This is a genomic window from Streptomyces sp. MUM 2J (assembly GCF_022414535.1).
Classification (GTDB): Bacteria; Actinomycetota; Actinomycetes; order Streptomycetales; family Streptomycetaceae; genus Streptomyces.
This window is the reverse complement of the sequence record NZ_JADWYM010000021.1, coordinates 97,100-121,760: the sequence shown is the minus strand read 5'-3', so window position 1 is coordinate 121,760 and position 24,661 is coordinate 97,100. Positions and strand designations below refer to the sequence as shown.

The 24,661-nt window shown below is 73.0% G+C and carries 20 protein-coding genes; 7 read left to right on the top strand and 13 right to left on the bottom strand.

The annotated features are described in order from the left end of the window. Positions 1–667 precede the first annotated feature (667 nt). Positions 668–1,741 (top strand): tryptophan--tRNA ligase, encoded by a 1,074-nt coding sequence (gene trpS / locus I3F54_RS18605; protein ID WP_240119939.1) that lies wholly within the window; start codon positions 668–670, stop codon positions 1,739–1,741. On the opposite strand, the gene I3F54_RS18600 is transcribed toward trpS, so the two are convergent. Further along, the gene (locus I3F54_RS18600) at positions 1,663–2,694 is read right to left on the bottom strand and encodes a GlxA family transcriptional regulator (RefSeq protein ID WP_240119938.1); all 1,032 of its coding nucleotides are present in this window, start codon (positions 2,692–2,694) and stop codon (positions 1,663–1,665) included. The two genes, trpS and I3F54_RS18600, sit on opposite strands and share 79 nt — an antisense overlap. A gap of 74 nt (positions 2,695–2,768) precedes the next feature. Between I3F54_RS18600 and I3F54_RS18595 the strand changes: the two genes are divergently transcribed. After that, positions 2,769–3,356 carry a cysteine hydrolase family protein gene (locus tag I3F54_RS18595; RefSeq protein WP_240119937.1) on the top strand — a complete coding sequence of 196 codons (588 nt, stop codon included), beginning with the start codon at positions 2,769–2,771 and terminating at the stop codon, positions 3,354–3,356. 16 nt (positions 3,357–3,372) lie between these two features. Here the strand turns inward: I3F54_RS18595 and proC are convergent, their stop codons facing one another. The 6 genes from proC to I3F54_RS18565 all read right to left on the bottom strand — a co-directional run bounded on the left by proC (position 3,373) and on the right by I3F54_RS18565 (position 8,444). Then, on the bottom strand, positions 3,373–4,185 hold the full coding sequence (gene proC / locus I3F54_RS18590) for a pyrroline-5-carboxylate reductase (RefSeq protein WP_240119936.1): 813 nt from the start codon (positions 4,183–4,185) through the stop codon (positions 3,373–3,375). Between the two features lie 111 nt (positions 4,186–4,296). Then, a complete protein-coding gene (locus tag I3F54_RS18585; RefSeq protein WP_240119935.1) occupies positions 4,297–5,082 on the bottom strand; it encodes an ABC transporter permease in 786 nt (261 codons plus the stop codon). Continuing rightward, positions 5,079–5,915, bottom strand: a complete 837-nt coding sequence (locus I3F54_RS18580; protein WP_240119934.1) for an ABC transporter ATP-binding protein — start codon at positions 5,913–5,915, stop codon at positions 5,079–5,081. The genes I3F54_RS18585 and I3F54_RS18580 overlap by 4 nt, the downstream gene beginning before the upstream one ends. A gap of 683 nt (positions 5,916–6,598) precedes the next feature. Continuing rightward, positions 6,599–7,372, bottom strand: coding sequence for a class I SAM-dependent methyltransferase (locus I3F54_RS18575; RefSeq protein WP_240119933.1), 774 nt, complete (start codon positions 7,370–7,372; stop codon positions 6,599–6,601). A 69-nt stretch (positions 7,373–7,441) separates the two neighbouring features. Next, positions 7,442–7,969: an EamA/RhaT family transporter gene (locus I3F54_RS18570; RefSeq protein WP_240119932.1), complete on the bottom strand. Its 528-nt coding sequence runs from the start codon at positions 7,967–7,969 to the stop codon at positions 7,442–7,444. 160 nt (positions 7,970–8,129) lie between these two features. Continuing rightward, positions 8,130–8,444 (bottom strand): SH3 domain-containing protein, encoded by a 315-nt coding sequence (locus I3F54_RS18565; protein ID WP_240119931.1) that lies wholly within the window; start codon positions 8,442–8,444, stop codon positions 8,130–8,132. 183 nt (positions 8,445–8,627) lie between these two features. Here I3F54_RS18565 and I3F54_RS18560 point away from each other — a divergent pair, with 183 nt between their 5' ends. After that, a complete protein-coding gene (locus I3F54_RS18560; protein WP_240119930.1) occupies positions 8,628–10,766 on the top strand; it encodes a serine/threonine-protein kinase in 2,139 nt (712 codons plus the stop codon). Between the two features lie 247 nt (positions 10,767–11,013). Here the strand turns inward: I3F54_RS18560 and ilvD are convergent, their stop codons facing one another. The 4 genes from ilvD to I3F54_RS18540 all read right to left on the bottom strand — a co-directional run bounded on the left by ilvD (position 11,014) and on the right by I3F54_RS18540 (position 15,797). Continuing rightward, positions 11,014–12,867, bottom strand: a complete 1,854-nt coding sequence (gene ilvD, locus I3F54_RS18555) for a dihydroxy-acid dehydratase (protein WP_240119929.1) — start codon at positions 12,865–12,867, stop codon at positions 11,014–11,016. 275 nt (positions 12,868–13,142) lie between these two features. Continuing rightward, positions 13,143–13,766 carry a TetR/AcrR family transcriptional regulator gene (locus I3F54_RS18550; protein ID WP_240119928.1) on the bottom strand — a complete coding sequence of 208 codons (624 nt, stop codon included), beginning with the start codon at positions 13,764–13,766 and terminating at the stop codon, positions 13,143–13,145. Further along, positions 13,763–14,587 (bottom strand): sugar phosphate isomerase/epimerase, encoded by an 825-nt coding sequence (locus I3F54_RS18545; protein WP_240119927.1) that lies wholly within the window; start codon positions 14,585–14,587, stop codon positions 13,763–13,765. The genes I3F54_RS18550 and I3F54_RS18545 overlap by 4 nt, the downstream gene beginning before the upstream one ends. 277 nt (positions 14,588–14,864) lie before the next feature. Continuing rightward, a complete protein-coding gene (locus I3F54_RS18540) occupies positions 14,865–15,797 on the bottom strand; it encodes a Ppx/GppA phosphatase family protein (RefSeq protein WP_240119926.1) in 933 nt (310 codons plus the stop codon). Between the two features lie 221 nt (positions 15,798–16,018). On the opposite strand from I3F54_RS18540, the gene I3F54_RS18535 reads away from it, so the two are divergent. After that, positions 16,019–16,855 carry a hypothetical protein gene (locus I3F54_RS18535; protein WP_240119948.1) on the top strand — a complete coding sequence of 279 codons (837 nt, stop codon included), beginning with the start codon at positions 16,019–16,021 and terminating at the stop codon, positions 16,853–16,855. Between the two features lie 14 nt (positions 16,856–16,869). Here I3F54_RS18535 and I3F54_RS18530 read toward each other — a convergent pair whose 3' ends face one another. After that, complete coding sequence (locus I3F54_RS18530) at positions 16,870–18,690, bottom strand: hypothetical protein (protein ID WP_240119925.1); 1,821 nt, start codon at positions 18,688–18,690, stop codon at positions 16,870–16,872. Between the two features lie 464 nt (positions 18,691–19,154). Between I3F54_RS18530 and radA the strand changes: the two genes are divergently transcribed. Then, the gene (gene radA / locus I3F54_RS18525; protein ID WP_240119924.1) at positions 19,155–20,564 is read left to right on the top strand and encodes a DNA repair protein RadA; all 1,410 of its coding nucleotides are present in this window, start codon (positions 19,155–19,157) and stop codon (positions 20,562–20,564) included. A gap of 82 nt (positions 20,565–20,646) precedes the next feature. Then, positions 20,647–21,771: a DNA integrity scanning diadenylate cyclase DisA gene (disA, locus tag I3F54_RS18520; RefSeq protein ID WP_205386242.1), complete on the top strand. Its 1,125-nt coding sequence runs from the start codon at positions 20,647–20,649 to the stop codon at positions 21,769–21,771. Positions 21,772–22,125: 354 nt separating this feature from the next. Here disA and I3F54_RS18515 read toward each other — a convergent pair whose 3' ends face one another. Then, complete coding sequence (locus tag I3F54_RS18515) at positions 22,126–22,917, bottom strand: hypothetical protein (RefSeq protein ID WP_240119923.1); 792 nt, start codon at positions 22,915–22,917, stop codon at positions 22,126–22,128. 693 nt (positions 22,918–23,610) lie between these two features. On the opposite strand from I3F54_RS18515, the gene I3F54_RS18510 reads away from it, so the two are divergent. Next, positions 23,611–24,552: an A/G-specific adenine glycosylase gene (locus I3F54_RS18510; protein WP_240119922.1), complete on the top strand. Its 942-nt coding sequence runs from the start codon at positions 23,611–23,613 to the stop codon at positions 24,550–24,552. The last annotated feature ends 109 nt before the right edge of the window (positions 24,553–24,661 follow it).

The following is a 24,661-nucleotide window of genomic DNA, read 5'->3' as shown; positions in this document are numbered from 1 at the left end:
CAAGGAACGGACGCTTCCTTCGTACTCACCCTCTCGGGCTTTCCTCCGGGCGCTTCCCTTCGGTGTCTCCGACTCTATCAGATCTTTTCCGACCCGATTTCCTCGGTGCTTTCCAGGTTCCCGCTCTTGCGTTTCCCTTTCCGGCGGCTCCGACTCTATCAGATCCTTTCGGTGTCTGATTCCCCGTCAGAGGGGGTTGCCGGGCGGGCTGTTGGGCCGTTCCGACGAGTGAGACTTTAGCGGATTCCCGGCTCCCGACCTAATCGGGGCCCTCGCCCTTTCGAGCGCGGATTCCTCACTTCTCAAATACCCATGCCAATGACACGACGAGCGGCCGAAGACAGATCGACCATCAGTCGAGTGAAGGAGTGGTGCCTGTGAAGTGGCTGTCCGGGGACCGACCGGAGTCGGCGCTCACGTCGGACAACTCGGAGAACACTACGCACGGGGCAGGGGTGTGTCAACCTGCCGCCTGACCATCCGCTCCCGGCGTACTCTGTGGTGCATGACCGAGCGTACGTACACCCAGCTGTGGTGGGCCGCCTGACGGCGGCCGTCCTACGTATGCACTCAACGGCCGCCGCCTCGGCGGCCGTTCTCGTATCTCCCTCCGGATTCGGGGGGCCGGCCGCAGGCGCGGCGGTCCCGACCTGAAGGTGGAGTGGAGATGACGCGGGTCTTCAGTGGGATTCAGCCAACCGGGCACCTGACCCTGGGGAACTACCTGGGCGCCATGCGGCGCTGGGCCGAGGTGGACCAGCACCGTGCGGACTCGCTGTTCTGCGTGGTGGATCTGCACTCACTGACCGTGGACCACGATCCGGCACGGGTGCGCAGGCTCAGTCGGCAGACGGCGACGCTGCTGCTGGCCGCCGGCATGGACCCCGCGGTGTGCACGCTGTTCCTGCAGAGCCATGTCGACGAGCACACCAGGTTGTCGTACCTGCTGGAGTGCGTGGCGACCGACGGCGAGATGCGGCGGATGATCCAGTACAGGGAGAAGGCCGCCAAGGTGCGGGAGCGCGGCGGGAGCGTGCGGCTCTCCCTGCTGAGCTATCCGGTCCTGATGGCCGCGGACATCCTGGCCTACCGGGCGGACGAGGTTCCCGTCGGCGAGGACCAGACACAGCACGTGGAGCTGACCCGGGATCTCGCGGAGCGGTTCAACCAGCGGTACGGGCACACGTTCGTGGTGCCGAGGGCGACCGTTCCCCCGGTGGGAGCGCGGGTGATGAACCTGCAGGATCCGGGGTCGAAGATGGGGAAGTCGGACCGCACGGGGGCGGGGGTCGTCTATCTCCTGGACGAGCCGGACGTGGTGCGGAGGAAGGTGATGCGGGCCGTCACCGACAGCGGCCGGGACGTCGTCTACGACAAGGCGGGCCGCCCGGGGGTCGCCAACCTGCTGGAGATTCTCGCTGCGTGCACGGGTGGGAACCCTGAGTCACTGGCGTGCGTTCACGACACGTACGGCTCTTTGAAGAAGGCCACCGCCGAGGCGGTGGTGGAGGTCCTGAGGCCGTTGCGGGAACGGCACCGGGAGCTGTGTGCGGATCCCGGCCATGTGGAGGAGGTGTTGCGGGATGGAGCGGAGAAGGCCCGGGCGGTGGCCCGGCCGACCGTCGATGCCGCCTGCCGCGCGATCGGCCTGCTGCCCGCCGCTCATACGGTCCCGGCGGAAACGTCCGCGGGTGACGGGCTCGCCGGAGGCGACGATGTCGTGCTGAACGCCGCCCGGTAGGCGCGGGGGCTGGTGGCGAGGCGCGATGCGAAGTGCTGGCGCATCGTGACCTCGCTGCCGAAACCGGCCCGGCGTGCGACCTCGGGCATGGGCAGGTCGGTGCGCTCCAGGAGCTTCTGTGCTGCGGCGATGCGCTGGTCGAGGAGCCAGCGCAGGGGTGTGGTGCCGGTCTCCGCGGTGAAGTGACGTGCGAACGTGCGTGCCGACATGCCCGCGCGGGTGGCCAGATCGGCGACCGTGAGGGGCTCGTGCAGGTGGCACAGGGCGTGTTCGCGGACGGCCGCGAGGGTGTCGGCGTCGCGGTCGGCGCGGGGCGTGGGGCGCTCGACGAACTGGGCCTGGGTGCCGGTGCGGAACGGGGCGGTGACCATGGAGCGCGCGATGGTCGCGGCGGCCTCGGCGCCGTGGGTCCGGCGGACGAGGTGGAGACAGAGGTCGATGCCGGCGGCCGTGCCCGCGGCGGTCCAGATGTTGGTGTCCTCGATGAACAGGGCGTCCGGGACGACGGTGACGCGGGGGTGGTGCTCGCGCAGGAGGTCGACGAGGTTCCAGTGGGTGATGGCGCGGCGCCCGTCGAGGAGGCCGGCCTGAGCGAGGGTGAAGGCGGCGCCGCACAGTGCGGCGAGGGTGACGCCTCGGTCATGGGTGCGGCGGAGGGCGTCGAGGACCGGAGGGGGTGCGGGGGTGAGGTGGTCGTCGAGGCCGGGGACGACGACGAGATCGGCGCGGTCGAGCCAGGCCAGGGTGCGGTCGGGCAGGAGGGAGAGGCCGCCGCGCATGGGGACGGGGGCGCGATCGGTGGCGACTCGGCGCAGTTCGAAGGCGGGGGCGCCGCGGTCGGTGCGGTCGGTGCCCCAGACCTCGGTGATGACGGAGACGTCGAAGGCGCGGACGCCGGGGAAGGCGACGAGCGCCACGCGGTACGGGGAGGGTGGGTTCCGGGGGCGGGTCACGATGGCAGTAAACCATCGATCGCTGTCTTCTGTACCTCTGGGGAGGTCCTGCCGCCGGCGGCAGGATCGAGGGCATGGAGATTGCAGAGAACGCAGTGCTGGTGGTCGTGGACGTGCAGAAGGGCTTCGACGAGGCCGGGTTCTGGGGGACGCGGAACAACCCGGAGGCGGACGACAACATCGCCTCGGTCATCGACGTGTGGCAGGCGACGGGGCGTCCGGTCGTGTTCGTCCGGCACGACTCCACCGGTCCTCGGTCGCCGCTGCGGCCCGGGCACGGGGGCAACGCGTTCAAGGAGTACGTGGAGCAGCGGCGCGGGAAGGGTGGCGCGGGAGCGGAGCTGCTGATCACGAAGACGGTGAACTCGGCCTTCTACGGGACGCCCGATCTGGATGCCTGGCTGAAGACCGCGGGGATCTCGCAGATCGTGCTGGTCGGCATCCAGACAAACATGTGTGTGGAGACGACCGCGCGGATGGGCGGGAATCTCGGGTACGACGTGCTGGTGGCGTTCGACGCCACGCACACCTTCGACCTGGAGGGGCCGTTCGACTGGCGGCGCAGTGCGGACGAGCTGGCGCGGGCGTCGGCGGTGTCGCTGCACGGGGGCGGATTCGCTCGGGTGGTGACCACCGAGGAGGTGGTGGGTGCGGCGAGCTGACCGCCCCCGGCGGGTGTCAGTCCTTTGTGCCGGTGGCCAGTTCGCGGCTGCGGTCGCGGGCGGCTTCGAGAGCGGCGATGAGGGCGGCTCGTACGCCGTGGTTCTCCAGCTCGCGGATGGCGTTGATGGTGGTGCCGGCGGGAGAGGTGACGTTCTCGCGGAGTTTGACGGGGTGTTCGCCGCTGTCCCGGAGCATGGTGGCGGCGCCGATGGCGGACTGGACGATGAGGTCGTGCGCCTTGTCGCGGGGCAGACCGAGCAGGATGCCGGCGTCGGTCATGGCTTCGACCAGGTAGAAGAAGTAGGCCGGACCGGAACCGGACAGGGCCGTGCAGGCGTCCTGCTGGGACTCGGGCACCCGCAGGGTCTTGCCGACCGCGCCGAAGATCTCCTCGGCGTGGGCGAGGTGGTCGGCGGTGGCGTGGCTGCCGCCCGAGATGACGGACATGGCCTCGTCGACGAGGGCGGGGGTGTTCGTCATGACACGGACGACGGGGGTGTCCGCGGCGAGGCGTTCCTCGACGAAGGAGGTGGGGATGCCCGCCGCCCCGCTGATGACCAGGCGGTCGGCGGGGACGTGCGGGGCGAGTTCGTCGAGGAGGGTGCCCATGTCCTGCGGCTTGACCGTGAGGATCAGGGTGTCGGCGGTCTTCGCGGCCTCGGCGTTGGTCACCGGGGTGACTCCGTAGCGGGTGCGGAGTTCGTCGGCCCGCTCCTGGCGGCGGGCCGTGACCAGGAGGTCGGCGGGGGACCAGCCGCCTCGGATCATTCCGCTGAGCAGGGCTTCGCCGATCTTGCCGGTGCCGAGGACTGCGACTTTCTGCGTCATGGCTGAGGGTGCCCTCCGGGGTGTGCGTCGTCCGGAGTCCATCGTCGCACCGGGGCGCGGGGTGGGGGGTGTCTGTCCGGCAGGCGGGACGTCCGGCGGGGCACCGGTCCGTCAGGTGGTCCTGCGGCGGAGGGTGGCCGCGCCGAGGAACAGCACGAGGAGGGCGCAGCCCGCCACGATCAGGACGTCGCGGACGAAGGTGGCCGTCATGTCGGTGTGCTTGAGGACCTCGTTCATGCCGTCGACGGCGTAGGACATCGGCAGGACGTCCGAGACGGCCTTCAGGGCGGGGTGCATGTTGTCGCGGGGGGTGAACAGGCCGCAGAGCAGGAGCTGGGGGAAGATCACCGCCGGCATGAACTGGACCGCCTGGAACTCCGAGGCGGCGAAGGCCGAGACGAACAGTCCGAGAGCCGTGCCGAGCAGGGCGTCGAGCAGGGCGACGAGGAGCAGCAGCCAGGGCGAGCCGATGACGTCGAGGCCGAGGAACCACAGGGCGAGGCCGGTCGCCAGGGCGGACTGGATGATCGCGAGGGTGCCGAAGGCGAGGGCGTAGCCGGCGATGAGGTCGCCCTTGCCCAGGGGCATGGCGAGGAGGCGTTCGAGGGTGCCGGAGGTGCGTTCGCGCAGAGTGGCGATGGAGGTGACGAGGAACATCGTGATCAGCGGGAAGATCCCGAGGAGGGATGCGCCGATGTTGTCGAAGGTGCGCGGGCTGCCGTCGAAGACGTAGCGCAGCAGGAAGAGCATCAGGCAGGGGACGAGCATCAGCAGCGCGATGGTGCGGGGGTCGTGGCGGAGCTGGCGCAGGACGCGGGCCGCGGTGGCGAGGGTGCGCGGGACGCTCAGGGACCGGGCGGGTGCGGGTGCCGCGGTCTCCTTCGTGGTGGTGCTCATCGGGTCGTCTCCTTTGCGCGGCCGGCCGCGATCGCCTCGTCGACCAGGTGGAGGAAGGCCGCTTCGACGGTGTCGGAGTGGGTGCGGGTGCGCAGGGCGTCGGGCGTGTCGTCGGCGAGGATCTCGCCCTCGCGCATGAGCAGCAGGCGGTGGCAGCGTTCGGCCTCGTCCATGACGTGCGAGGAGATCAGCAGGGTGGCGCCGCGCCGGTCGGCGATGTCGTGGAAGAGGCTCCACAGATCGCGGCGGAGTACCGGGTCGAGGCCGACGGTCGGTTCGTCGAGGACGAGGAGTTCGGGGGCGCCGAGCAGGGCGACCGCGAGGGAGACACGGCTGCGCTGGCCTCCGGAGAGGTTTCCGGCGAGGGCGTCGGCGTGGCTGGCGAGGTCGACGTCGGCGATCGCCCGGGTGACCTCTTCCCGTCGCCGGCCGGCGACGGCGCGGCCGGGGCGGAGGATCGCCGCGAAGTAGTCCAGGTTCTGGCGGACCGTCAGGTCGTCGTAGACGGAGGGCGCCTGGGTGACGTAGCCGATCCGGGTGCGCAGGTCGGGGTGGCCGGCGGGCCGGCCGAGGACGTCGAGGGTGCCGGTGACCTTCGCCTGGGTGCCGACGATCGAGCGCATCAACGTCGACTTGCCGCAGCCGGACGGCCCGAGCAGGCCGGTGATCTGGCCGCGCGGGACCGTGAAGTCGAGCCCCCGCAGGACGGTGCGGGGACCGCGGACGACGGTGAGGCCGGCGGCACGGACGGCAGGGGTGTCGGGCACATCGGGGCGGTCGCCCGAGAGACCGCCCGTCGGACCGCCCGACGGGCCGGGCGCATAATTCATCATGTGCTGAATAATGCTCCCGTGCCCCGGCACGGTCAAGGGGGTTGCACGTAAGGACCCGGTGGCGGGGCCATCGCCCGGGGCGGGCAGGCGGGCGCGGCGCTCCGAGGACGCGGCTCGCACGGTGGTGCGGAAGTCGCGGGTGCCACGGCCACCGGGCTGCGTGCGGTCCGCCGTCAGCGGGCGTGCCGCCACCGAGGTACGCGGCGGGGGTGCGGAAGAGCTGGGCGGTGGCAGAGGTGCGGGAGGAAGCGCGGGGAGGAGCGCGGGAGGACACACGGGCGCGGGAGCGGGGTAGGCGTGCGCCGGGCCTCGCAGAGGCCGGTGCCCTGGCGGGGTCGCTCCGGGGGCCAGGGCCTTGCACGCCGGGAGAAGACCGGCGTGGCCATCGGGAACCGGCAGGGCCGGGCGGACCCCGCGGAGGGCGTGCGGTGCCACACGGGGCAGGGTCACGCGGCAGCGGGCGGGGCGCCGAAAGATCCCGGACGCTGCGGGGAACAACAGCACCCGGAGCAGGCGGGGCGGGCCGTCGGCTGGGTGTCCGCGAGACGGCAGCCGGACGGGAGCCGGACGGGAGCCGAAAGGGGGCGTGCGGGGAGGCGCGCGGGTTGGCTGGACCGACGGGTGGGTGCCCGGGGGCGCCGGGCCTGCGGCGCCGGTGGGGGCCCGGGGTGGGCGGGACGGGGTCAGGGGATCGTGGCGATCAGCAGTTCCACGTCGTAGACCTCCTCGACGACGCCGCCGGGGAAGACGTCGAGGACATGGGCGCGCTCCTCGGCGAGGAAGGGACGGCTGCGCTCCCCGCCGTGGACGAGGAAGACGGAGTGGCTGCCGATGTTGGCCAGGTGCGTGTCGACGGTGACGCGGCGGCTCCAGCGGACCCGGCGGTGCGAGAAGTCGAGGCGGCCGGAGGGGTCGGCCACGCGGGTGTCGCTCCCGGTCTTCTTCCAGCCGGCGGCGTCGACGCCGAAGTGGCGGCGGATCCGCTGCTGCTGCTCGTCGATCCACGGCACGTCGAGGGCGCTGGTGTTCCACCACAGTGCGAGCGCCCCACCGGGACGCAGCACGCGCACCGCCTCCGGAACGGCACGCGCCGGGTCGACCCAGTGCCAGGACTGGGCGTAGGTGAGGAGGTCGGCGCAGGCGGTGGCGAGGGGCAGGGCGGTTCCGTCCCCCCGGACGACGGGGACGCCGGGCAGGACCCGGCGGAACTGCACGGCCATGCCCGCGCCCGGCTCCACGGCGACGACCCGGGCACCCCGGTCCCGCAGCAGGGCCGTCGAGATGCCGGTACCGGCGCCGACGTCCGCGACCCTCGCCCCGGCGAGGGGCCGGCCGGCCAGGTCCTCGATCGTGTCGAGGAGGGCGGGCGGATAGGAGGGGCGGTTGGCGGCGTACTGGGCCGCGGCGGTGTTGAAGGAGTGTGCGCGTGCGGTGTGAGAAGGCGGCGCAAGCGTCATACGGCCATGATGGCCGGGCGTTTTCGCAGGGGGCAGCCGCTTTTCGGCAAGAACGGGGGGCGCCTGCCGCTAGCGCTCGCGGCGCTTCTTCGAGGGGTTCCCCGTGCGGCGGGCCGTACGCCTGCCGTACTGCTCGACGGCCGCCTCGTACTCCTGGCGGTGCAGTCTCTCGCCGGGTGCCTCGGTCAAGGCGCGGAAGAAGTAGGCGAGCAGCGACCCTACGAAGCCGATGGCCAGCAGGCCGCGCAGGTTGGCGTGCCGTTCGGCGTCCGGGCGCCGGGCGAAGCCGTCCCAGGTGTGCCGGAAGGCGAGCACGCTGCAGATCGCGAACATGGCGACGACCAGCACGTTGACGAAGCCGCCGGTGTCGGCGATCCGGATGCCGTCGTAGGCGAGGCTGAACACCACGCAGGAGGCGGCGGCCAGGGCGAGCGAGCCGACGGCCACGCCGATCCGGCGGGCCGTGTAGCCATCGCCGTGGTCGACCCAGGTGGTGCCGAAGAACCGCAGGGGTTCGGGCCGGGGCCCGCTCGGGGCGGCCCCGCCGGGGCCGGAGCCCGCGGGTGTGTCCGGGGTGCCGTTGTCGTCGCTGCTCACAGAACGATTATGGCGCCGCGGCGGGCGGGCTCCACCGGTGGGCCGCCACGGGCCCTTGGGACGGACGGGCGAGCCCTTCCGGTGGGCACCGGTTCGGGGTCCGCCGCAGGCGTCGCCCACCGTGCCCGGACGGGCCGTGCGGCGGGTCGGATGCGGTGGGTCAGGAACAGCGTGGGGCCGCATAGCCGTCGCTGCCGGTGTAGACGTACGCGTCCGAGACGAACTCGCTGTCGCCGATGCAGTCCCAGATGTTCGTCGTGCCGTAGAAGCCGGTCACCGTCGTGCCCCGGGTCTGACAGAAGAGGGGGACCCTGCTGCCCGCGGGCAGCACGCGGACGATGCTGTAGCCGGTGCCGGGGCCACTGCGCACGTTGAGCCGGACTCCCGGAGCGATCGAGTAGTAGCGCAGGGACGCCGTCGCCATGGTCGCCCCGGCGGCGTCGGTTCCGGACCGTTCGACACGCTCGACAGACATGAGTGACTCCCCCCGTCGGACCCCATGGCTGCCATGGGGCCAGGTTGATACCCCTGAATCTCGCCATGAAACACCTGTCCGTGACTCGCACACGGACACTAGCAAGCCGCCTCGGTCCCGTACGACTCATCGACTAGGCTCCGAGCGTTGCGCGCGGGGGCGAACAGCACGGGGGGTGGTCCCATGGCGCCACAGCGGAACATCGGAGCGGGCGCGGAAGCGGAACTTCCCGAGTACGCCGGTCACTACCGTCTTGAGTCATGTCTCGGCTCGGGCGGCATGGGCGTCGTACACCTGGCCAGGAGCACCTCGGGCATGAAGCTCGCGGTGAAGGTCGTGCACGCCGAGTTCGCGAGGGATCCCGAGTTCAGGGGCCGTTTCCGGCAGGAGGTGGCCGCCGCGCGGAGGGTGAGCGGCGCGTTCACCGCGCCGGTCGTGGACGCCGACCCGGAGACCGGGCGGCCCTGGATGGCCACACTGTTCATTCCGGGTCCGACGCTCTCCGAACAGGTGAAGCGGAACGGCCCGATGACGCCCGATCGGTTGCGCCGGCTGATGGCCGGACTCGCGGAGGCGCTGCGTGACATCCACCGCGTCGGGGTCGTGCACCGGGACCTCAAACCGAGCAACGTGCTGCTGGCCGAGGACGGGCCGAAAGTCATCGACTTCGGCATTTCTCGGCCAGCGGACAGCGAACTGCGCACCGAGACCGGTAAGTTGATCGGTACCCCGCCGTTCATGGCGCCCGAGCAGTTCCGCCGGCCCCGGGAGGTCGGACCGGCCGCGGACGTCTTCGCGCTCGGATCGGTGTTGGTGCACGCGGCGACCGGGCGCGGGCCGTTCGACTCGGACAGCCCCTACATCGTGGCCTACCAGGTCGTCCACGACGAACCGGACCTGACCGGCGTGCCCGAAAACCTCGCTCCGCTGATCCTGCGCTGTCTGGCGAAGGCCCCCGAGGACCGCCCGACTCCGGACGAGCTGATGCGGGACCTGCGGTCGGTGGCGGCCTCGTACGACACCCAGGCGTTCATACCGGAGCAACGGACCGGTGGCGAGCAGCCGTCCGAGCCGCCAGCCGAGCCGCCTTCCGGGTCGCCGTCCGGGTCGGGCCCCGAGGTGCCGGGGCCGGCGCGGCCCGCCGCGGCTCGTGCCCGGCGCAGGGTGCTGCTCACCGCGGGTGCCCTCCTCCTCGTGGCCGGCGGCGTGTTCGGCTCCGTCCGGTCGCTGGCGCCGGGGCGCGCCGAGCCGCCCCGTGCGAGGGCGACCCACGCGGCCTCGGCGGAGGTCACGTCGTGGACGTCCCCGTCGCTCGCCGAGGGCGGGGGCATGCCCCGGTGCTCGTACGGTGCGGGCGCCCTGCTCTGCGTCACCCCCGGTCACGTGCTCGGCCTCGACCCGTCCGACGGGCGGGTGCTGTGGCGGCACCGTTCCGGAACGACCTACTGGAGCACCGCACCGGTCGTGGCGGGCGGGCTCGTCCAGCCGCTGACCGACCACGGCAGCCGGCTGGAGGCGCTGGACCCGGCCTCGGGCGGAGTGCGCAGGGAGTGGGACGTGCCCGCGTACAGCGGGATCGGGCAGGTCGCGGGCATGCTGCTGCTGACCGGGACGGACGGAGCGGTCCGGGGTGTGGACGCGGCGACCGGCGAGACGAAGTGGCAGCGGCCGTTCCCGGAGGCCGTCCCGGCGTCGTTCTCGTCGTTCCCCGGTGATTCCTCCGCCTATCTGACGACTCCCTCGGCCGACGGGTCGAGCACCGAGGTGACCGCGGTCGACCCGGCCACGGGAGACGTGCGGTGGAAGGCCCGGTTGGACGGCACGCTCCGGATCGTCGGCAGTGCGCACGGGTCCGTGTTCTTCCTGTCGGTCGACGCGGTGTACGCGGACACGCAGGCGGTGGTCCGCTACACACCCGCGTCCGGGGCGACCCGGACCGTGCCGCTGCCGGTCCGGCATCAGAGCGCGCACGCCACCGTGCACGGCGACACGGTCTATCTGCTGGCCGCCGGCGGCTCCCTGGAGGCCGTCGACATGGACGGCAGCAAGCGGCGGTGGCATGTGGAGACCTCCCTCGGCCGGGGGTCCGCTCCGGTCTCCGACGGCAACCTCGTCCTGGTCTCGGCCGCCGACGGCCGGCTGCTGGCCTTCGCCGCCCGGTCGGGCGAGCTCGTCGGGCAGACCCGGGCACGCCTCGGAGCGGACGCGGAGCGGGTGCCGGCCGCCCTGCCCGAACCGTTGATCGTCGGCTCGCACGTCTTCGCCCCCGCCCCCGACGGGACCGTCTTCGCCGTCGACGGACGGAACCCGGCGGAGTGGTGACCGGCGGCATGGCGACCCGGCGGCGGTGTCGAACCGCGGACGGGAACCCGAGGAGGGAGGATCTGAGCCCCGGCACCCCGGCTCGGCCTCCGGCCGATGGGCGGCCCCACGCGCCGCGCGGGCGCCGCGAGAGTGGGGTCCCGCGGGAGAGACCGCGCGGGCGCGCGGGGCGGAACGGCGCCACGACCGGCCCGTATGCGGGACCGGCAGCGGTGGAGGCCGCCCCGCACGCGGGACGGGCGGCGGCTCAGCCCAGCTTGGACACGTCCCGGACGGCACCCTTGTCGGCGCTCGTGGCCATGGCGGCGTAGGCCCGCAGCGCGGCCGAGACCTTGCGTTCACGGTGCTTGGGGACGTACGCGCCGTTCAGTGCCTGTTCGCGGCGCGTCAGTTCCGCGTCGTCGACGAGAAGCTCGATGGAGCGGGCGGGGATGTCGATCCGGATGCGATCGCCGTCCTCGACGAGGGCGATCGTGCCACCGGACGCCGCCTCGGGGGAGGCATGGCCGATGGACAGGCCCGAGGTGCCGCCGGAGAAGCGGCCGTCGGTGATGAGGGCGCACGCCTTGCCCAGGCCGCGGCCCTTGAGGTACGAGGTCGGGTAGAGCATCTCCTGCATGCCCGGGCCGCCCTTCGGGCCCTCGTAGCGGATGACCACCACGTCGCCCTCCGCGACCTGCTGCGCCAGGATCTTCTCGACGGCCTCCTCCTGCGACTCGCAGACGACCGCGGGGCCCTCGAACGTCCAGATCGACTCGTCGACGCCGGCGGTCTTCACCACGCAGCCGTCGGCCGCCAGGTTGCCCTTGAGCACCGCCAGGCCACCGTCCCTGGAGTAGGCGTGCTCGGCGCTGCGGATGCAGCCGCTCTCCGCGTCCTGGTCCAGCGACTCCCACCGCTCGGACTGCGAGAAGGCGTCGGCGGAACGCACACAGCCGGGGGCCGCGTGCCAGAGCTCCAGGGCCTCCGGGGACGGGGAGCCGCCCCGGACGTCCCAGGTCTTCAGCCAGTCGGCCAGGGAGGGGCTGTGGACCGCGTGGACGTCCTCGTTGAGCAGGCCGGCCCGGTGCAGCTCGCCGAGCAGGGCGGGGATACCGCCGGCCCGGTGCACGTCCTCCATGTAGTAGGTGCGGTTCCTGCCGACGTTCGGCGCCACCTTGGCCAGGCAGGGCACCCGCCGGGAGACCTGGTCGATCTCGTCCAGGCCGAACGGGACGCCCGCCTCCTGGGCGGCGGCCAGCAGGTGCAGGATCGTGTTGGTGGAGCCGCCCATGGCGATGTCCAGCGCCATCGCGTTCTCGAACGCCGGGAAGGTGGCGACGGAGCGGGGCAGCACGCTGTCGTCGTCCTGCTCGTAGTAGCGGCGGGTCAGGTCCATCACCGTGCGGGCCGCGTCGACGTACAGCTGCCTGCGCGCGGTGTGGGTGGCGAGGACCGAGCCGTTGCCGGGCAGGGAGAGGCCGATCGCCTCGGTCAGGCAGTTCATCGAGTTGGCGGTGAACATGCCGGAGCAGGAACCGCAGGTCGGGCAGGCGTTCTCCTCGATACGGAGGATGTCCTCGTCGGAGATCTTGTCGTTCACGGCGTCGGAGATCGCGTCGACCAGGTCGAGCGTGCGGACCGTGCCGTCGACGAGGGTCGCGCGGCCGGACTCCATCGGGCCGCCGGAGACGAACACCGCCGGGATGTTGAGCCGCAGAGCGGCGTTCAGCATGCCGGGGGTGATCTTGTCGCAGTTGGAGATGCAGACGAGGGCGTCGGCGCAGTGCGCCTCGACCATGTACTCGACCGAGTCCGCGATCAGGTCCCGGGACGGCAGGCTGTAGAGCATGCCGCCGTGGCCCATCGCGATGCCGTCGTCGACGGCGATCGTGTTGAACTCGCGCGGGATGCCGCCGGCCTCCCTGATCGCCTCGCTGACGATGCGGCCGACCGGCTGGAGGTGGGTGTGGCCGGGGACGAACTCGGTGAAGCTGTTGGCGACCGCGATGACCGGCTTCCGGCCGATGTCCGCACCGGGTACACCGGAGGCGCGCATCAGGGCACGGGCGCCCGCCATGTTGCGGCCGTGGGTGACTGTGCGGGACCTCAGCTCGGGCATCGTCGCTCGCTCCTCGAGAGTCTGCGTCAGGGACGGCCGGGAGGTCCCGGCCGCTGACGATCAGAGAGTTCTGGCTGCTACCGAGCGTACGCCGGTCATCCAGTGGGCGGGACGCGGTGTCCGGAATTCGGGACGAACGTCTCGTGCCTCCCCAGGTCCGGCGGCTTGCCCGGGGCACCGGGGACGCCCGGAACACCCCGTGCACCCCTCGGCGCCCCCAGGGGGCGGGGCCCCGACGGCCACCCTGGGATCCCCCGCAGGGGCGGGCCGCCCCTTCAGGGGCCCGTCGCGCCCGTCCGGCCCGTCAGGTGGCCCTGGACCACCGGGGCCACCCGTGCGATGACGTGCTCGGCGTCCGCCGACGCCAGCGGCTCCACCTTGATCACGTACCGGAGCATGGCGAGACCCACGAGCTGTGCCGCCGCCAGTTCGGCGCGCAGCTCCGCGTCCGGGGCGTCGAGCTCCCCCGCGATACGGCGCAGCAGCTGGGCGGAGACCAGGCGGCGGAAGACGGCGGCGGCGGTCTCGTTGTCGACGGCCGAGCGGACGATCGCCAGGAGCGGCGTCCGCGTCACCGGGTTCTCCCAGAGGCCGACGATGGTGCGGGTCATGCGCTCGCCGACCGCGTCGAGCGGACCGTCGAGAACGGAGTCACGGATCTTGAGGGCGGGCGCGAAGGCCACTTCCACGGCGGCCTCGAACACCTGCTCCTTGGTGCCGAAGTAGTGGTGCACCAGGGCCGAGTCGACGCCGGCTGCCTTCGCGATCCCCCGCACGGACGTCTTCTCGTAGCCCCGTTCGGAGAACTCCGCACGGGCGGCGGCCAGAATACGATCGCGGGTGTCCGCCGACTCCGTACGCGGGGGGCGACCACGCCGGCGGGCGCCGATGCCGCTCATCGCCGCGGCACCTTCACCGCGGAGGCCAGGTGCAGGCGCGTGTACGCCAGTGCCTCGGCCAGGTCGGCCTCGCGCTCCGCGCTGGACATCGCCCTCCGTGTGTTGACCTCGATCACCACGTGGCCGTCGAAGCCGGTCAGCGCGAGGCGCTCCAGCACCTCGGCGCAGGGCTGGGTGCCGCGGCCGGGCACGAGGTGCTCGTCCTTGGCCGAGCCCCGGCCGTCGGCGAGGTGGACATGGCCGAGCCGGTCGCCCATGCGGTCGATCATGTGGATCGCGTCCGTACGGGCCGTGGCCGTGTGGCTGAGATCGATCGTGAAGTGGCGGTAGTCGTCCTTCGTCACGTCCCAGTCGGGGGCGTAGGCGAGCATCTCACGATCGCGGTAGCGCCAGGGGTACATGTTCTCGACGGCGAACCGCACATCCGTCTCGTCCGCCATCCGCCAGATCCCGGCGACGAAGTCGCGCGCGTACTGCCGCTGCCAGCGGAACGGCGGGTGGACGACGACCGTGGTCGCCCCCAGCTTCTCGGCCGCCGAGCGGGCGCGCCGGAGCTTGGTCCAGGGGTCGGTGGACCACACCCGCTGCGTGATGAGCAGGCAGGGGGCGTGGACCGCGAGAATCGGGATGCGGTGGTAGTCGCTGAGCCGGCGCAGCGCCTCGATGTCCTGGCTGACCGGGTCGGTCCACACCATGATCTCGACGCCGTCGTAGCCGAGGCGTGCGGCGATCTCGAAGGCCGTCGCCGTCGACTCCGGGTAGACGGAGGCCGTCGACAGGGCGACCTTCGCATCCGGGATACGCACGACTGGCTCTGCCATGGGGGACAGGTTACGGGGTGCGGTACGGATGGGTCCGGGCGTCTGTTGGCCGTTGTGGTGAGCGCCATACACGGATGCCGGGGGCCGTGGTCCCGGTGCCGGGCGGCGGCCCCCGGCATCCGTAGGGCGGCTCCGGGCCACGATGGCGGGCACCCACGCGACGACTGCGGGCGTCCCCGCGCGGGCCCGCCGGCCGGTCACCCGGACGTCCGGGTGCGCAGCCGCCCGGTCGCCCGGACGGCGTCGGCCGGAAGATCCACCGGCTCGCCCGGAAGCCCTACGCCGATCCCATGTGGTCCAGGCGCCGCAGGATCACGCCCTCGCGCAGGGCCCACGGGCAGATCTCCAGGTTCTCCACACCGAACAGGTCCATCGCGCCCTCGGCCACCAGGGCGCCGGCCAGGAGCTGGCCGGCCCGGCCCTCGGAGACGCCGGGCAGATCGCCCCGCTGGTCGGCCGTCATGGCGGCCAGCCTGGGGACCCAGGCCTCCAGGGACTCCCGCTTCAGTTCGCGCTGCACGTACAGGCCGTCGGCGGAGCGGGCGGCACCGGCGATGCGGGCGAGCTGCTTGAAGGTCTTGGAGGTGGCGACCACGTGGTCGGGGGCGCCGAAGCGGCTGAACTCGCCGACCGTGCGGGCGATCTGCGCGCGGACGTGGCGGCGCAGGGACCGTACGGCCTCGGGTTCGGGCGGGTCGCCGGGCAGCCAGGCCGCGGTGAGACGCCCGGCGCCGAGCGGCAGGGAGACGGCCGCGTCGGGCTCCTCGTCGATACCGTAGGCGATCTCCAGGGAGCCCCCGCCGATGTCGAGGACCAGCAGCTTCCCGGCCGACCAGCCGAACCAGCGGCGCGCGGCGAGGAAGGTGAGACGGGCCTCCTCCTCGCCGGTGAGGACCTGCAGCTCGACCCCGGTCTCGGCCTGCACGCGCGCGAGGACGTCGTCGGCGTTGCCGGCCTCGCGCACGGCGGAGGTGGCGAACGGCAGCAGGTCCTCGACGCCCTTGTCCTCCGCGGCCTGAAGTGCGTCCTTGACGACGCCGACGAGTCTGTCGACCCCCTCCGAGTCGATCGCACCGCCCTCGTCGAGGAGTTGGGCAAGGCGCAACTCCGCCTTGTGCGAGTGCGCGGGCAGCGGGCGCGCGCCTGGGTGCGCATCCACCACCAGCAGATGCACCGTGTTCGATCCCACGTCGAGGACACCGAGTCTCATGTAGGGAACGCTACTGCCAGCGGCGCTGTCCTCAGCCACCTGTGCGGGGCCGGGACGAAGCACGGGGGGCATACCCTGGTCGCGTGCCAAAGACGAAAAAGGCGAAGGACGAAAAAGCGCCCAAGACGCCCAAGAAGGCCAGGACGCCCGAATCGGCGGGTCCGGCCGGGACATCCGGGACGGCCCCGGCGGCCGTGCCCTCCGGGGTTCCTTCGTCCTCCATGGTTCCTTTCCAGACGAAGGCGGCCAGGAAGTCGAGGAAGGCCCGGGAGGCCGACGAGAAGGGGCTGGACTTCGCCCGCGCATGGGTGGAGTTCCCTGATCCGGCCGACGACGAGCAGGTCTTCCGCTGCGATCTGACATGGCTGACCTCTCGCTGGAACTGCATCTTCGGCAGCGGCTGCCACGGCATCCAGGCGGGCCGCGCGGACGACGGCTGCTGCTCGCTGGGCGCCCATTTCTCCGACGAGGACGACGAGAAGCGGGTCGCCGAGCATGTGGCGAGGCTCACGCCGGACATCTGGCAGCACCATGCCGAGGGCACGAGGAACGGCTGGGTGTCGAAGGACGAGGACGGCGAGCGGCAGACCCGCCCCCACCAGGGGTCCTGCATCTTCCAGAACCGGCCCGGTTTCGCCGGCGGGGCGGGCTGCTCGCTGCACATCCTGGCCCTGCGTGAGGGCCGGGAGCCCCTGGAGACCAAGCCCGACGTCTGCTGGCAGCTGCCGGTCCGCCGCACTTTCGACTGGATCGAACGACCGGACGACACGCGCGTACTGCAGGTGTCGATCGGCGAGTACGACCGCCGGGGCTGGGGTCCGGGCGGCCACGACCTGCACTGGTGGTGCACCTCGGCGACATCGGCGCACGGCGCGGGCGACCCCGTCTACGTCTCGTACCGGGCGGAGCTGACCGAGCTGATGGGCAAGGCCGGCTACGACCGGCTGGTCGAGCTGTGCGAGGAACGGCTGGCGTCGCGGCTGCCGCTGCTGGCCCCTCATCCTGCGGATCCGGCCGGCGCGACCGATCCGGCGGGCCCGGCCGGTCCGGCGGGCTGACCGGGAACGGCCCACTACGACGTCGACGGGCTCGGGTCGCCGCCACCGTTACCACCGTCGCCGGGCTGCGGCGACGCGCTCGTGGGGTCGGGGGAAGGGGTCGGGTCCGCCGGGGCCGGGCCGGTGCCCGGGGTCGGGGACGAGTCCGGGTCGCCGGGCGTCGGGTCGGAGGGCGCGGAGGTGGCCGTCGGAGCCGGTGCGGACGTGGACGGCGGGTCGTCCGGCGTGCCGGGACCGGGATCCGGGCCGGGAGCGGGGTCACCGCCGGAGTCGGGGGGACCGGGTGCGGTGCCGTAGCCGTCGATGGTGACCACGGCACCGGCGGGTGAGATCGCCACGCGCGCGGTCCAGTGCCCGGAGGGCTCGCGCAGAGGGTCGACGTAGACCTTGATCGTCAGGGATTCGCCGGGTTGGAGGGTTCCCGAGGACCGGCTCAGGTAGAGCCATCCGGCACCGGTCGTCGCCGACCAGCTCAGCGGCTCCGGCCCGGCGGCGGTGAGGATGATGAACGTGGTGTCGCCGCTGCTGCCGGCCGAGACGTCGAGGTGCCCGGTGCCCGCCGTACCGACACCGGTGACGTTGACGACGTTCACCGAGACGTCCGGCCGATCGCCGTCGGTGGAACGGTCACCGGATCTGGTGCTGGCGTTGCCGGCGTTCTCGTACCCGCCCCCCGCCGTCCCGCCGCCGAGGCTGCCGGAGCCGTGCTCCCTGCCCGCCCTGGCCGAGCCGTCGTCGGGGCCCTCTCCGGGCGGGGCTCCCCGGTGGGCGGCCCAGAGCGCGAGTACCGGCGCGGCGACGACCGTGGCGACGACGGTCGTGGTGACGGCACGCGCGCGGAGCCGGTCCCGGCGGGCGGCGCGATCCTTGGGGTCCATCGGGAAGCCCCGCCGGTCGAAGCGGGGTGCGGCGGCGCCCCGCGCGCGCGGGTGGTGGGCCATCGCCCCGTGCAGCGCCGCACGGGGCGCCTCCAGGACCGGGAGGGCGGCGGGGGTGACGGTGGCGCCGGGCCAGTGGCCGGGGATCGCGCGCTCGGCGGTCCGGCGGCAGCGCGGGCAGTCGTCGACATGCCGGACGAGCTCGCGCCGCACGGTGCCGCTCAGCACGAACTGCCCGTTGCCGGTGAGGCGGGCGACGCCGGGACACGTGCCGGTCTCCACGACGGCCAGCGCGGCGCGGGTGCGCTCCACCTCGCAGGCGGCGGAGGCCAGTAGCTCGCGGGCGCCTGCCAGGTCCATGCCGAGGACCGCGGCGACCTCGTGGGCGGCGAGGTGGTGGCGTACGGCGAGTTCCAGCGCCTCGCGCTGCTCGGGGGTGGTGCCGGCCGCTTCCGGCCAGGCCAGCAGCGCCAGTTCGCGCCGCCGCTGCCGCTGCGTCTCCGCCGAGACGGCGGGGCCTGCCGGGGTCGCGGGTTGCTGTCGCCCGGAGCCGTGACGATTCCCGGCGCCGGCCTTCTCCTCGGCGACGTGGCGCTTGCCGGGGGCGTGCCGGCCCGCCGCGTGCCCGGTCCGGTGTCTCTGCCGTGCCTCGGCCAGCTTGCGCAGGCACGCCCAGCGGGCCAGTGCGTACAGCCAGGCGCGACGGTCCCCGGCCGCCTCCGGGACGCGCTGGCCACGCCGCTCGGCGAGCGCGAGGACGTCGCCCAGGGCCGTGGTCGCCGCCTCGTGGTCGCACAGCACCGACAGGCAGTAGGTGAACAGACCGTCCAGGTACGGCTCGTAGCGCGCGGGAGGACGCTGCGCCAGCGTGCGCGCCGCGGTGCGGTCGCGCGCCTCGCGGTGCGCCCGGTGTGCGCCGGTGGTTCGGGGCGTGGTCTCCGGACTGCTGCTCATCACCCGTGCGACCGTATGCGTCGGAAGCAGGCCCCTACTCCCACCTTGAGCAGTTTTAACCCGTACGGGTGAAACGATCCCTCAATAGGGGACACCAGGGGCCCCTTCCGTGGCTCGTTCGTGCCGGGGTGGCCGATACTCGGGCCCCCACGAGGGTGCCCCGGCGGTCGCAGCAGCGTTCGTCACCGCTGCCGGGGCGGGCTCGCCGCGTCGGGAACACCGGAGACGGCGGGACCGGGCCGGGGACCAGCCGGGCCCCGGACCAGCCGGACTGCGGACCGGCGGGGCGGGACGCATCGGCGTGGGCGCGGGAGCCGGACGAGGTGGAGGAACCGGCAAGAGCGCGGCGCCCGGCGGAAGCACCGCGGCCACCGGAGGCGCGAGGCCGCTCGGCGCGCGCCGGGGCGAGCCCGCCCACCCGTGCACAGCCGTCCCGGACTGTCGGTGCCGGCCGCTACGGTTTCCCCATGGCTGCCCGCACCAGGACCACCAAGGACCGCCCCTCCTATCGCTGCACGGAGTGCGGCTGGCAGACGGCGAAGTGGCTCGGCCGCTGCCCCGAGTGCCAGGCCTGGGGCACCGTCGAGGAGTACGGCACGCCGGCGGTCCGGACGACGGCGCCGGGCCGCGTCACCAGTTCCGCCCTCCCCATCGGCCAGGTCGACGGCCGTCAGGCCACGGCCCGCTCCACCGGCGTGGCCGAGCTGGACCGGGTCCTCGGCGGCGGCCTCGTCCCCGGCGCCGTCGTGCTGCTCGCGGGCGAACCCGGCGTCGGCAAGTCCACCCTCCTGCTGGACGTGGCGGCCAAGGCCGCCAGCGACGAGCACCGGACGCTGTACGTGACGGGCGAGGAGTCGGCGAGCCAGGTGCGGCTGCGCGCCGACCGCATCGGCGCCCTGGACGATCACCTCTACCTCGCCGCGGAGACCGACCTGGCCGCCGTGCTGGGCCACCTGGACGCGGTGAAGCCTTCCCTGCTCGTCCTCGACTCCGTGCAGACGGTGGCCTCCCCGGAGATCGACGGCGCCCCCGGCGGCATGGCCCAGGTACGGGAGGTCGCGGGCGCCCTGATCCGCGCCTCCAAGGAACGCGGCATGTCCACGCTCCTGGTGGGCCACGTCACGAAGGACGGCGCGATCGCGGGTCCGCGGCTGCTGGAGCACCTGGTGGACGTCGTCCTGCACTTCGAGGGCGACCGACACGCGCGGCTGCGTCTCGTACGGGGCGTCAAGAACCGTTACGGCGCCACCGACGAGGTCGGCTGCTTCGAACTGCACGACGAGGGCATCACGGGACTTGCGGACCCGAGCGGGCTCTTCCTGACGCGACGTGACGAACCGGTCCCGGGGACCTGCCTGACGGTGACCCTGGAGGGCCGCCGCCCACTGGTGGCCGAGGTCCAGGCGCTCACCGTCGACTCGCAGATCCCCTCCCCCCGCCGCACCACCTCCGGCCTGGAGACGTCCCGGGTGTCGATGATGCTGGCCGTGCTCGAACAGCGCGGACGCATCAGCAGCCTGGGCAAGAGGGACATCTACTCCGCGACGGTCGGCGGAGTGAAGCTCTCCGAGCCCGCCGCCGACCTCGCCGTCGCCCTCGCGCTCGCGTCGGCCGCCAGCGACACCCCGCTGCCGAAGAACCTCGTCGCGATCGGCGAAGTGGGCCTGGCGGGCGAGGTCCGGCGGGTCACGGGCGTGCAGCGGCGGCTCGCGGAGGCCCACCGCCTGGGCTTCACGCACGCGCTCGTACCGGGCGATCCCGGCAGGGTTCCGGCCGGCATGAAGGTACTGGAAGTCGCCGACGTGGGGGACGCGCTGCGGGTCCTTCCGCGCTCGCGTCGACGAGAGGCCCCACAGGAGGCGGAGGAGCGCCGGTAGACTTTGCCCTGGTCTCGCCCGTCCGTACGAACCGAGTGCACGGAACGGGAGCGCCTCAAGAACCTGCGACCGGAGGAGTGCAGTGGCAGCCAACGACCGGGCAGCAGCTCCCGGAAAGTCCGGTGGGAGTGCCGGTTCCGATGGCCTGATGCGCGCCTCGCTGAGTGCCGTGGCACCCGGCACCCCCCTGCGTGACGGCCTGGAGCGCGTCCTCCGCGGCAACACCGGCGGCCTGATCGTGCTCGGCTCCGACAAGACGGTCGAGGCCATGTGCACCGGCGGTTTCGTACTGGACGTCGAGTTCACCGCCACCCGCCTGCGCGAGCTGTGCAAGCTGGACGGCGGCATCGTTCTCTCCTCGGACCTGTCGAAGATCCTTCGAGCCGGGGTCCAGCTGCTCCCGGACCCGACGATCCCCACCGAGGAGACCGGCACCCGGCACCGCACGGCGGACCGGGTCAGCAAGCAGGTCGGCTTCCCCGTGGTCTCCGTCTCCCAGTCCATGCGGCTGATCGCCCTGTACGTGGACGGCCAGCGGCGCGTCCTGGAGGACTCGGCGGCGATCCTCTCCCGTGCCAACCAGGCCCTGGCCACGCTGGAGCGCTACAAGCTGCGCCTCGACGAGGTCGCGGGCACGCTGTCCGCTCTGGAGATCGAGGACCTGGTGACGGTCCGGGACGTCTCCGCGGTAGCTCAGCGGCTGGAGATGGTGCGCCGCATCGCCACCGAGATCGCCGAGTACGTGGTGGAGCTGGGCACCGACGGCCGCCTGCTCGCCCTCCAGCTGGACGAGCTCATCGCCGGGGTGGAGCCCGAGCGCGAGCTGGTCGTGCGGGACTACGTCCCCGAGCCCACCGCCAAGCGTTCCCGCACCGTCGACGAGGCGCTCGCCGAACTCGACGCGCTGACCCACGCCGAGCTGCTGGAACTGCCCACGGTGGCCCGCGCCCTGGGCTACACCGGCTCCCCCGAGGCACTCGACTCGGCGGTCTCCCCGCGCGGTTTCCGGCTCCTCGCCAAGGTCCCGCGTCTGCCCGGCGCCATCATCGACCGCCTGGTCGAGCACTTCGGCGGCCTGCAGAAGTTGCTGGCCGCCAGCGTCGACGACCTCCAGACGGTGGACGGCGTGGGCGAGGCGCGGGCACGCAGCGTCCGGGAGGGCCTGTCCCGGCTGGCGGAGTCGTCGATCCTGGAACGGTACGTCTAGAGCCCGGTGCGAAAGCGCGGCACCGCCCGACGGGCGGCCGCGCGGTGCCCGGTCCGCGCCCTCGGCGTGGCGCCCGAACGTCCCCGTGCCGGGCGGCTGGGGCCTTCGGACGGCAGGGAGAGCCGGCGCACCTCCCATGCCTTTGGGGCAGTGGGGGAGCGCGCGGGGCGCGTCGGGCGGCGGGCGCCCCTCTCGCGACAGGTCCCGGAGGCCGACGCCCCTGGGCCGGCGCCCAGCGGAGTCGGGCCCGGGGCGGGTGCGGGGTGTGCCCCCGGCGGGCATTCGCGCCGCCCGCGGCGGGCTCGGCCGTACGGCCCGGCACCGCCGCGCAGGGGCGCCGCGGCACCGGGCCGGTCAGTCCGCCGAGAGCACGAACGACGTCTGCGCCTTGGCGTACCCCGGCGCCTTCGCCTCCACCAGGTAGGTGCCCGGCTTGGCCGAACCCGCTGGAGGCGTCCCGCACTCGGGTGCGCTCGGCCTGCGGTCCCACTTCACGGTGGAGGTGACGCTGCTGTTGGCGGGGACCCGGTACAGCAGGCTGCTCGCGCCCTTCGGGCAGTCGTCCGACGACCAGTAGGCGTCGGCGCTGCCCGCCTGAGTGACCGTCACCACCGCTCCGCGCGGACCGAGATCGACCTTGCAGTCGCTGCCGGAGGAGTTCCTGGCGGTGATCCGGAAGGTCGGCGTCTGGTCCGGGCTGTACGTGTTGCGGACGCTGCTCAGCGTCAACGTCACTGCGCTCGCCGTGCAGTTGGGAAGGGTGGAGCCCGCCGGGAGGGTCGTACCCGTGCCGTCCCCGCCGCTGCCGCTGCCGTTGGCGCCGTCGTCCGATCCGCCCCCGGCCGAGTCGCCGGAACCGCCGGAGTCGCCGGAACCGGATCCGCCGCTGCCCCCGCCGCCCGACTCGTCACGTCCTCCGGGGTGTTCGCTGATCGCGGGTCCGGAACCGGACGGCCCGGGCGTGATCGACGGCGCGGGATTCTTGCCGTTGGCCCCGTCCGCGTTGTTCCTGCCGCCCCCGCCACCGGAGATCATGCTCCAGGCGACCAGCAGCGCCAACAGCGCCAGCACGGACAGCAGTACGGCCCTCCGACGCCAGTAGATGGAGGAGGGAAGCGGCCCGACCGGATTGCGCAAAGATCCCACGGCGCAAACTGTACGAGAGATCGTCGCTCGCGCCCGCCTCACCCGCCGCGCAACGTCACAAACTTTTCCGGATCATCATTCCGGAAGTGTGCCTGCGGACCGTCGATTTGTGTCACGGGGGCAGCGGGTGCTCGCCGGTCGCGACCGGACGACGGCCCCTCCCTCCCCAGAACCCCGGCCCCGGTGACAACGGGCGGCACCCCGACTCCACTGGTCGGCACCGGCACCGCGCATGACAGCCGGGTGTCGGTGCGGCGTCCGGCCGCGACACGGCAGGGACCTGCCCCGCCCCCAGGCGCCACCGCTCGTCACCGAACGCGCGTGGCGCCCGTCCCGCTTCCACCCCACGCCTTCGCGATCGCGCCCCTTGCACCTCTGGCCATGGCTGGAGCGCCCGGACCGGCTGCCCGGCGCCACGGCAGCCGGCGTACCCGCCCCGTGCACGCGCCCGTCGACGCTTCACACGCCCCGCGCACTCCACGTCCGCACAACCCGCACTCCAGCGCTCCACACGCCCGTACAGCATCCCTTCAGCGCTCCACACGCCCCGCGCACCCGCCGGTCCCGCACGCCAGGAACCCGGCTCCGCCGCGCGCCGAGGCATATCGCGCGCCCCCGGCGCACCCCGCGCCACCCCGCCCTGTCGTCGGTGCGCACGCGCGCGCGTGCCCGCATGGCAGGATCGGAGGCGCCATGACTGCGCCCACGAAGCTCCCGCACAGCACCAGCGGCCCCGCCGGCTCCGACTCCGAAGGCGTCCTCGGCGAGCCCCTCCACTCCCCCGTCATCGCCTGGTTCGACGAGCACGCGCGCGATCTGCCCTGGCGGCGCCCGGAAGCGGGCGCCTGGGGTGTGATGGTCAGCGAGTTCATGCTCCAGCAGACCCCGGTCAACCGCGTCCTGCCGGTCTACGAACAGTGGCTGGCCCGCTGGCCCCGTCCGGCAGACCTGGCCGGGGAGGCGCCCGGCGAGGCGGTGCGCGCCTGGGGCCGGCTCGGCTATCCACGCCGTGCCCTGCGGCTGCACGGCGCCGCGGTGGCCATAACGGAACGGCACGGCGGGGACGTGCCGTCCGGCCACGCCCAGCTCCTCGCGCTGCCCGGCATCGGTGAGTACACCGCTGCGGCGGTGGCGTCCTTCGCCCACGGGCAGCGGCACGCGGTGCTGGACACCAACGTCCGCCGGGTCTTCGCCCGCGCGGTCACCGGCGTGCAGTTCCCGCCGAACGCCACCACCGCGGCCGAGCGCAGGCTGGCCCGCGCCCTGCTGCCGCAGGACGAGCGGACCGCGGCCCGCTGGGCCGCCGCGTCGATGGAACTCGGGGCGCTGGTGTGCACGGCGAAGAACGAGAGCTGCCACCGCTGCCCGATCGCGTCGCAGTGCGCGTGGCGGCAGGCGGGCAAACCGGAGCACGACGGCCCGCCGCGGCGCGGTCAGACGTACGCCGGTACGGACCGGCAGGTCCGCGGCAAGCTGCTCGCCGTGCTGCGCGAGGCGCACGTGCCCGTTCCGCAGGCCGACCTCGACCGCGTCTGGCACGAACCGGTGCAACGCGCCCGTGCCCTGGACGGTCTCGTCGCGGACGGCCTGGTGGAGCCCCTGCCGGGCGGCCTGTATCGGCTGCCGCTGACCTGACCTACCGGTACAACACCCCCACAGCACCACCGAACGACCTGCCCGTATGCCCGCTTCCTCCCTCCGTTACACAACCGACGGACAGCCGAGTGCTAGCCGCGCGCTTCCT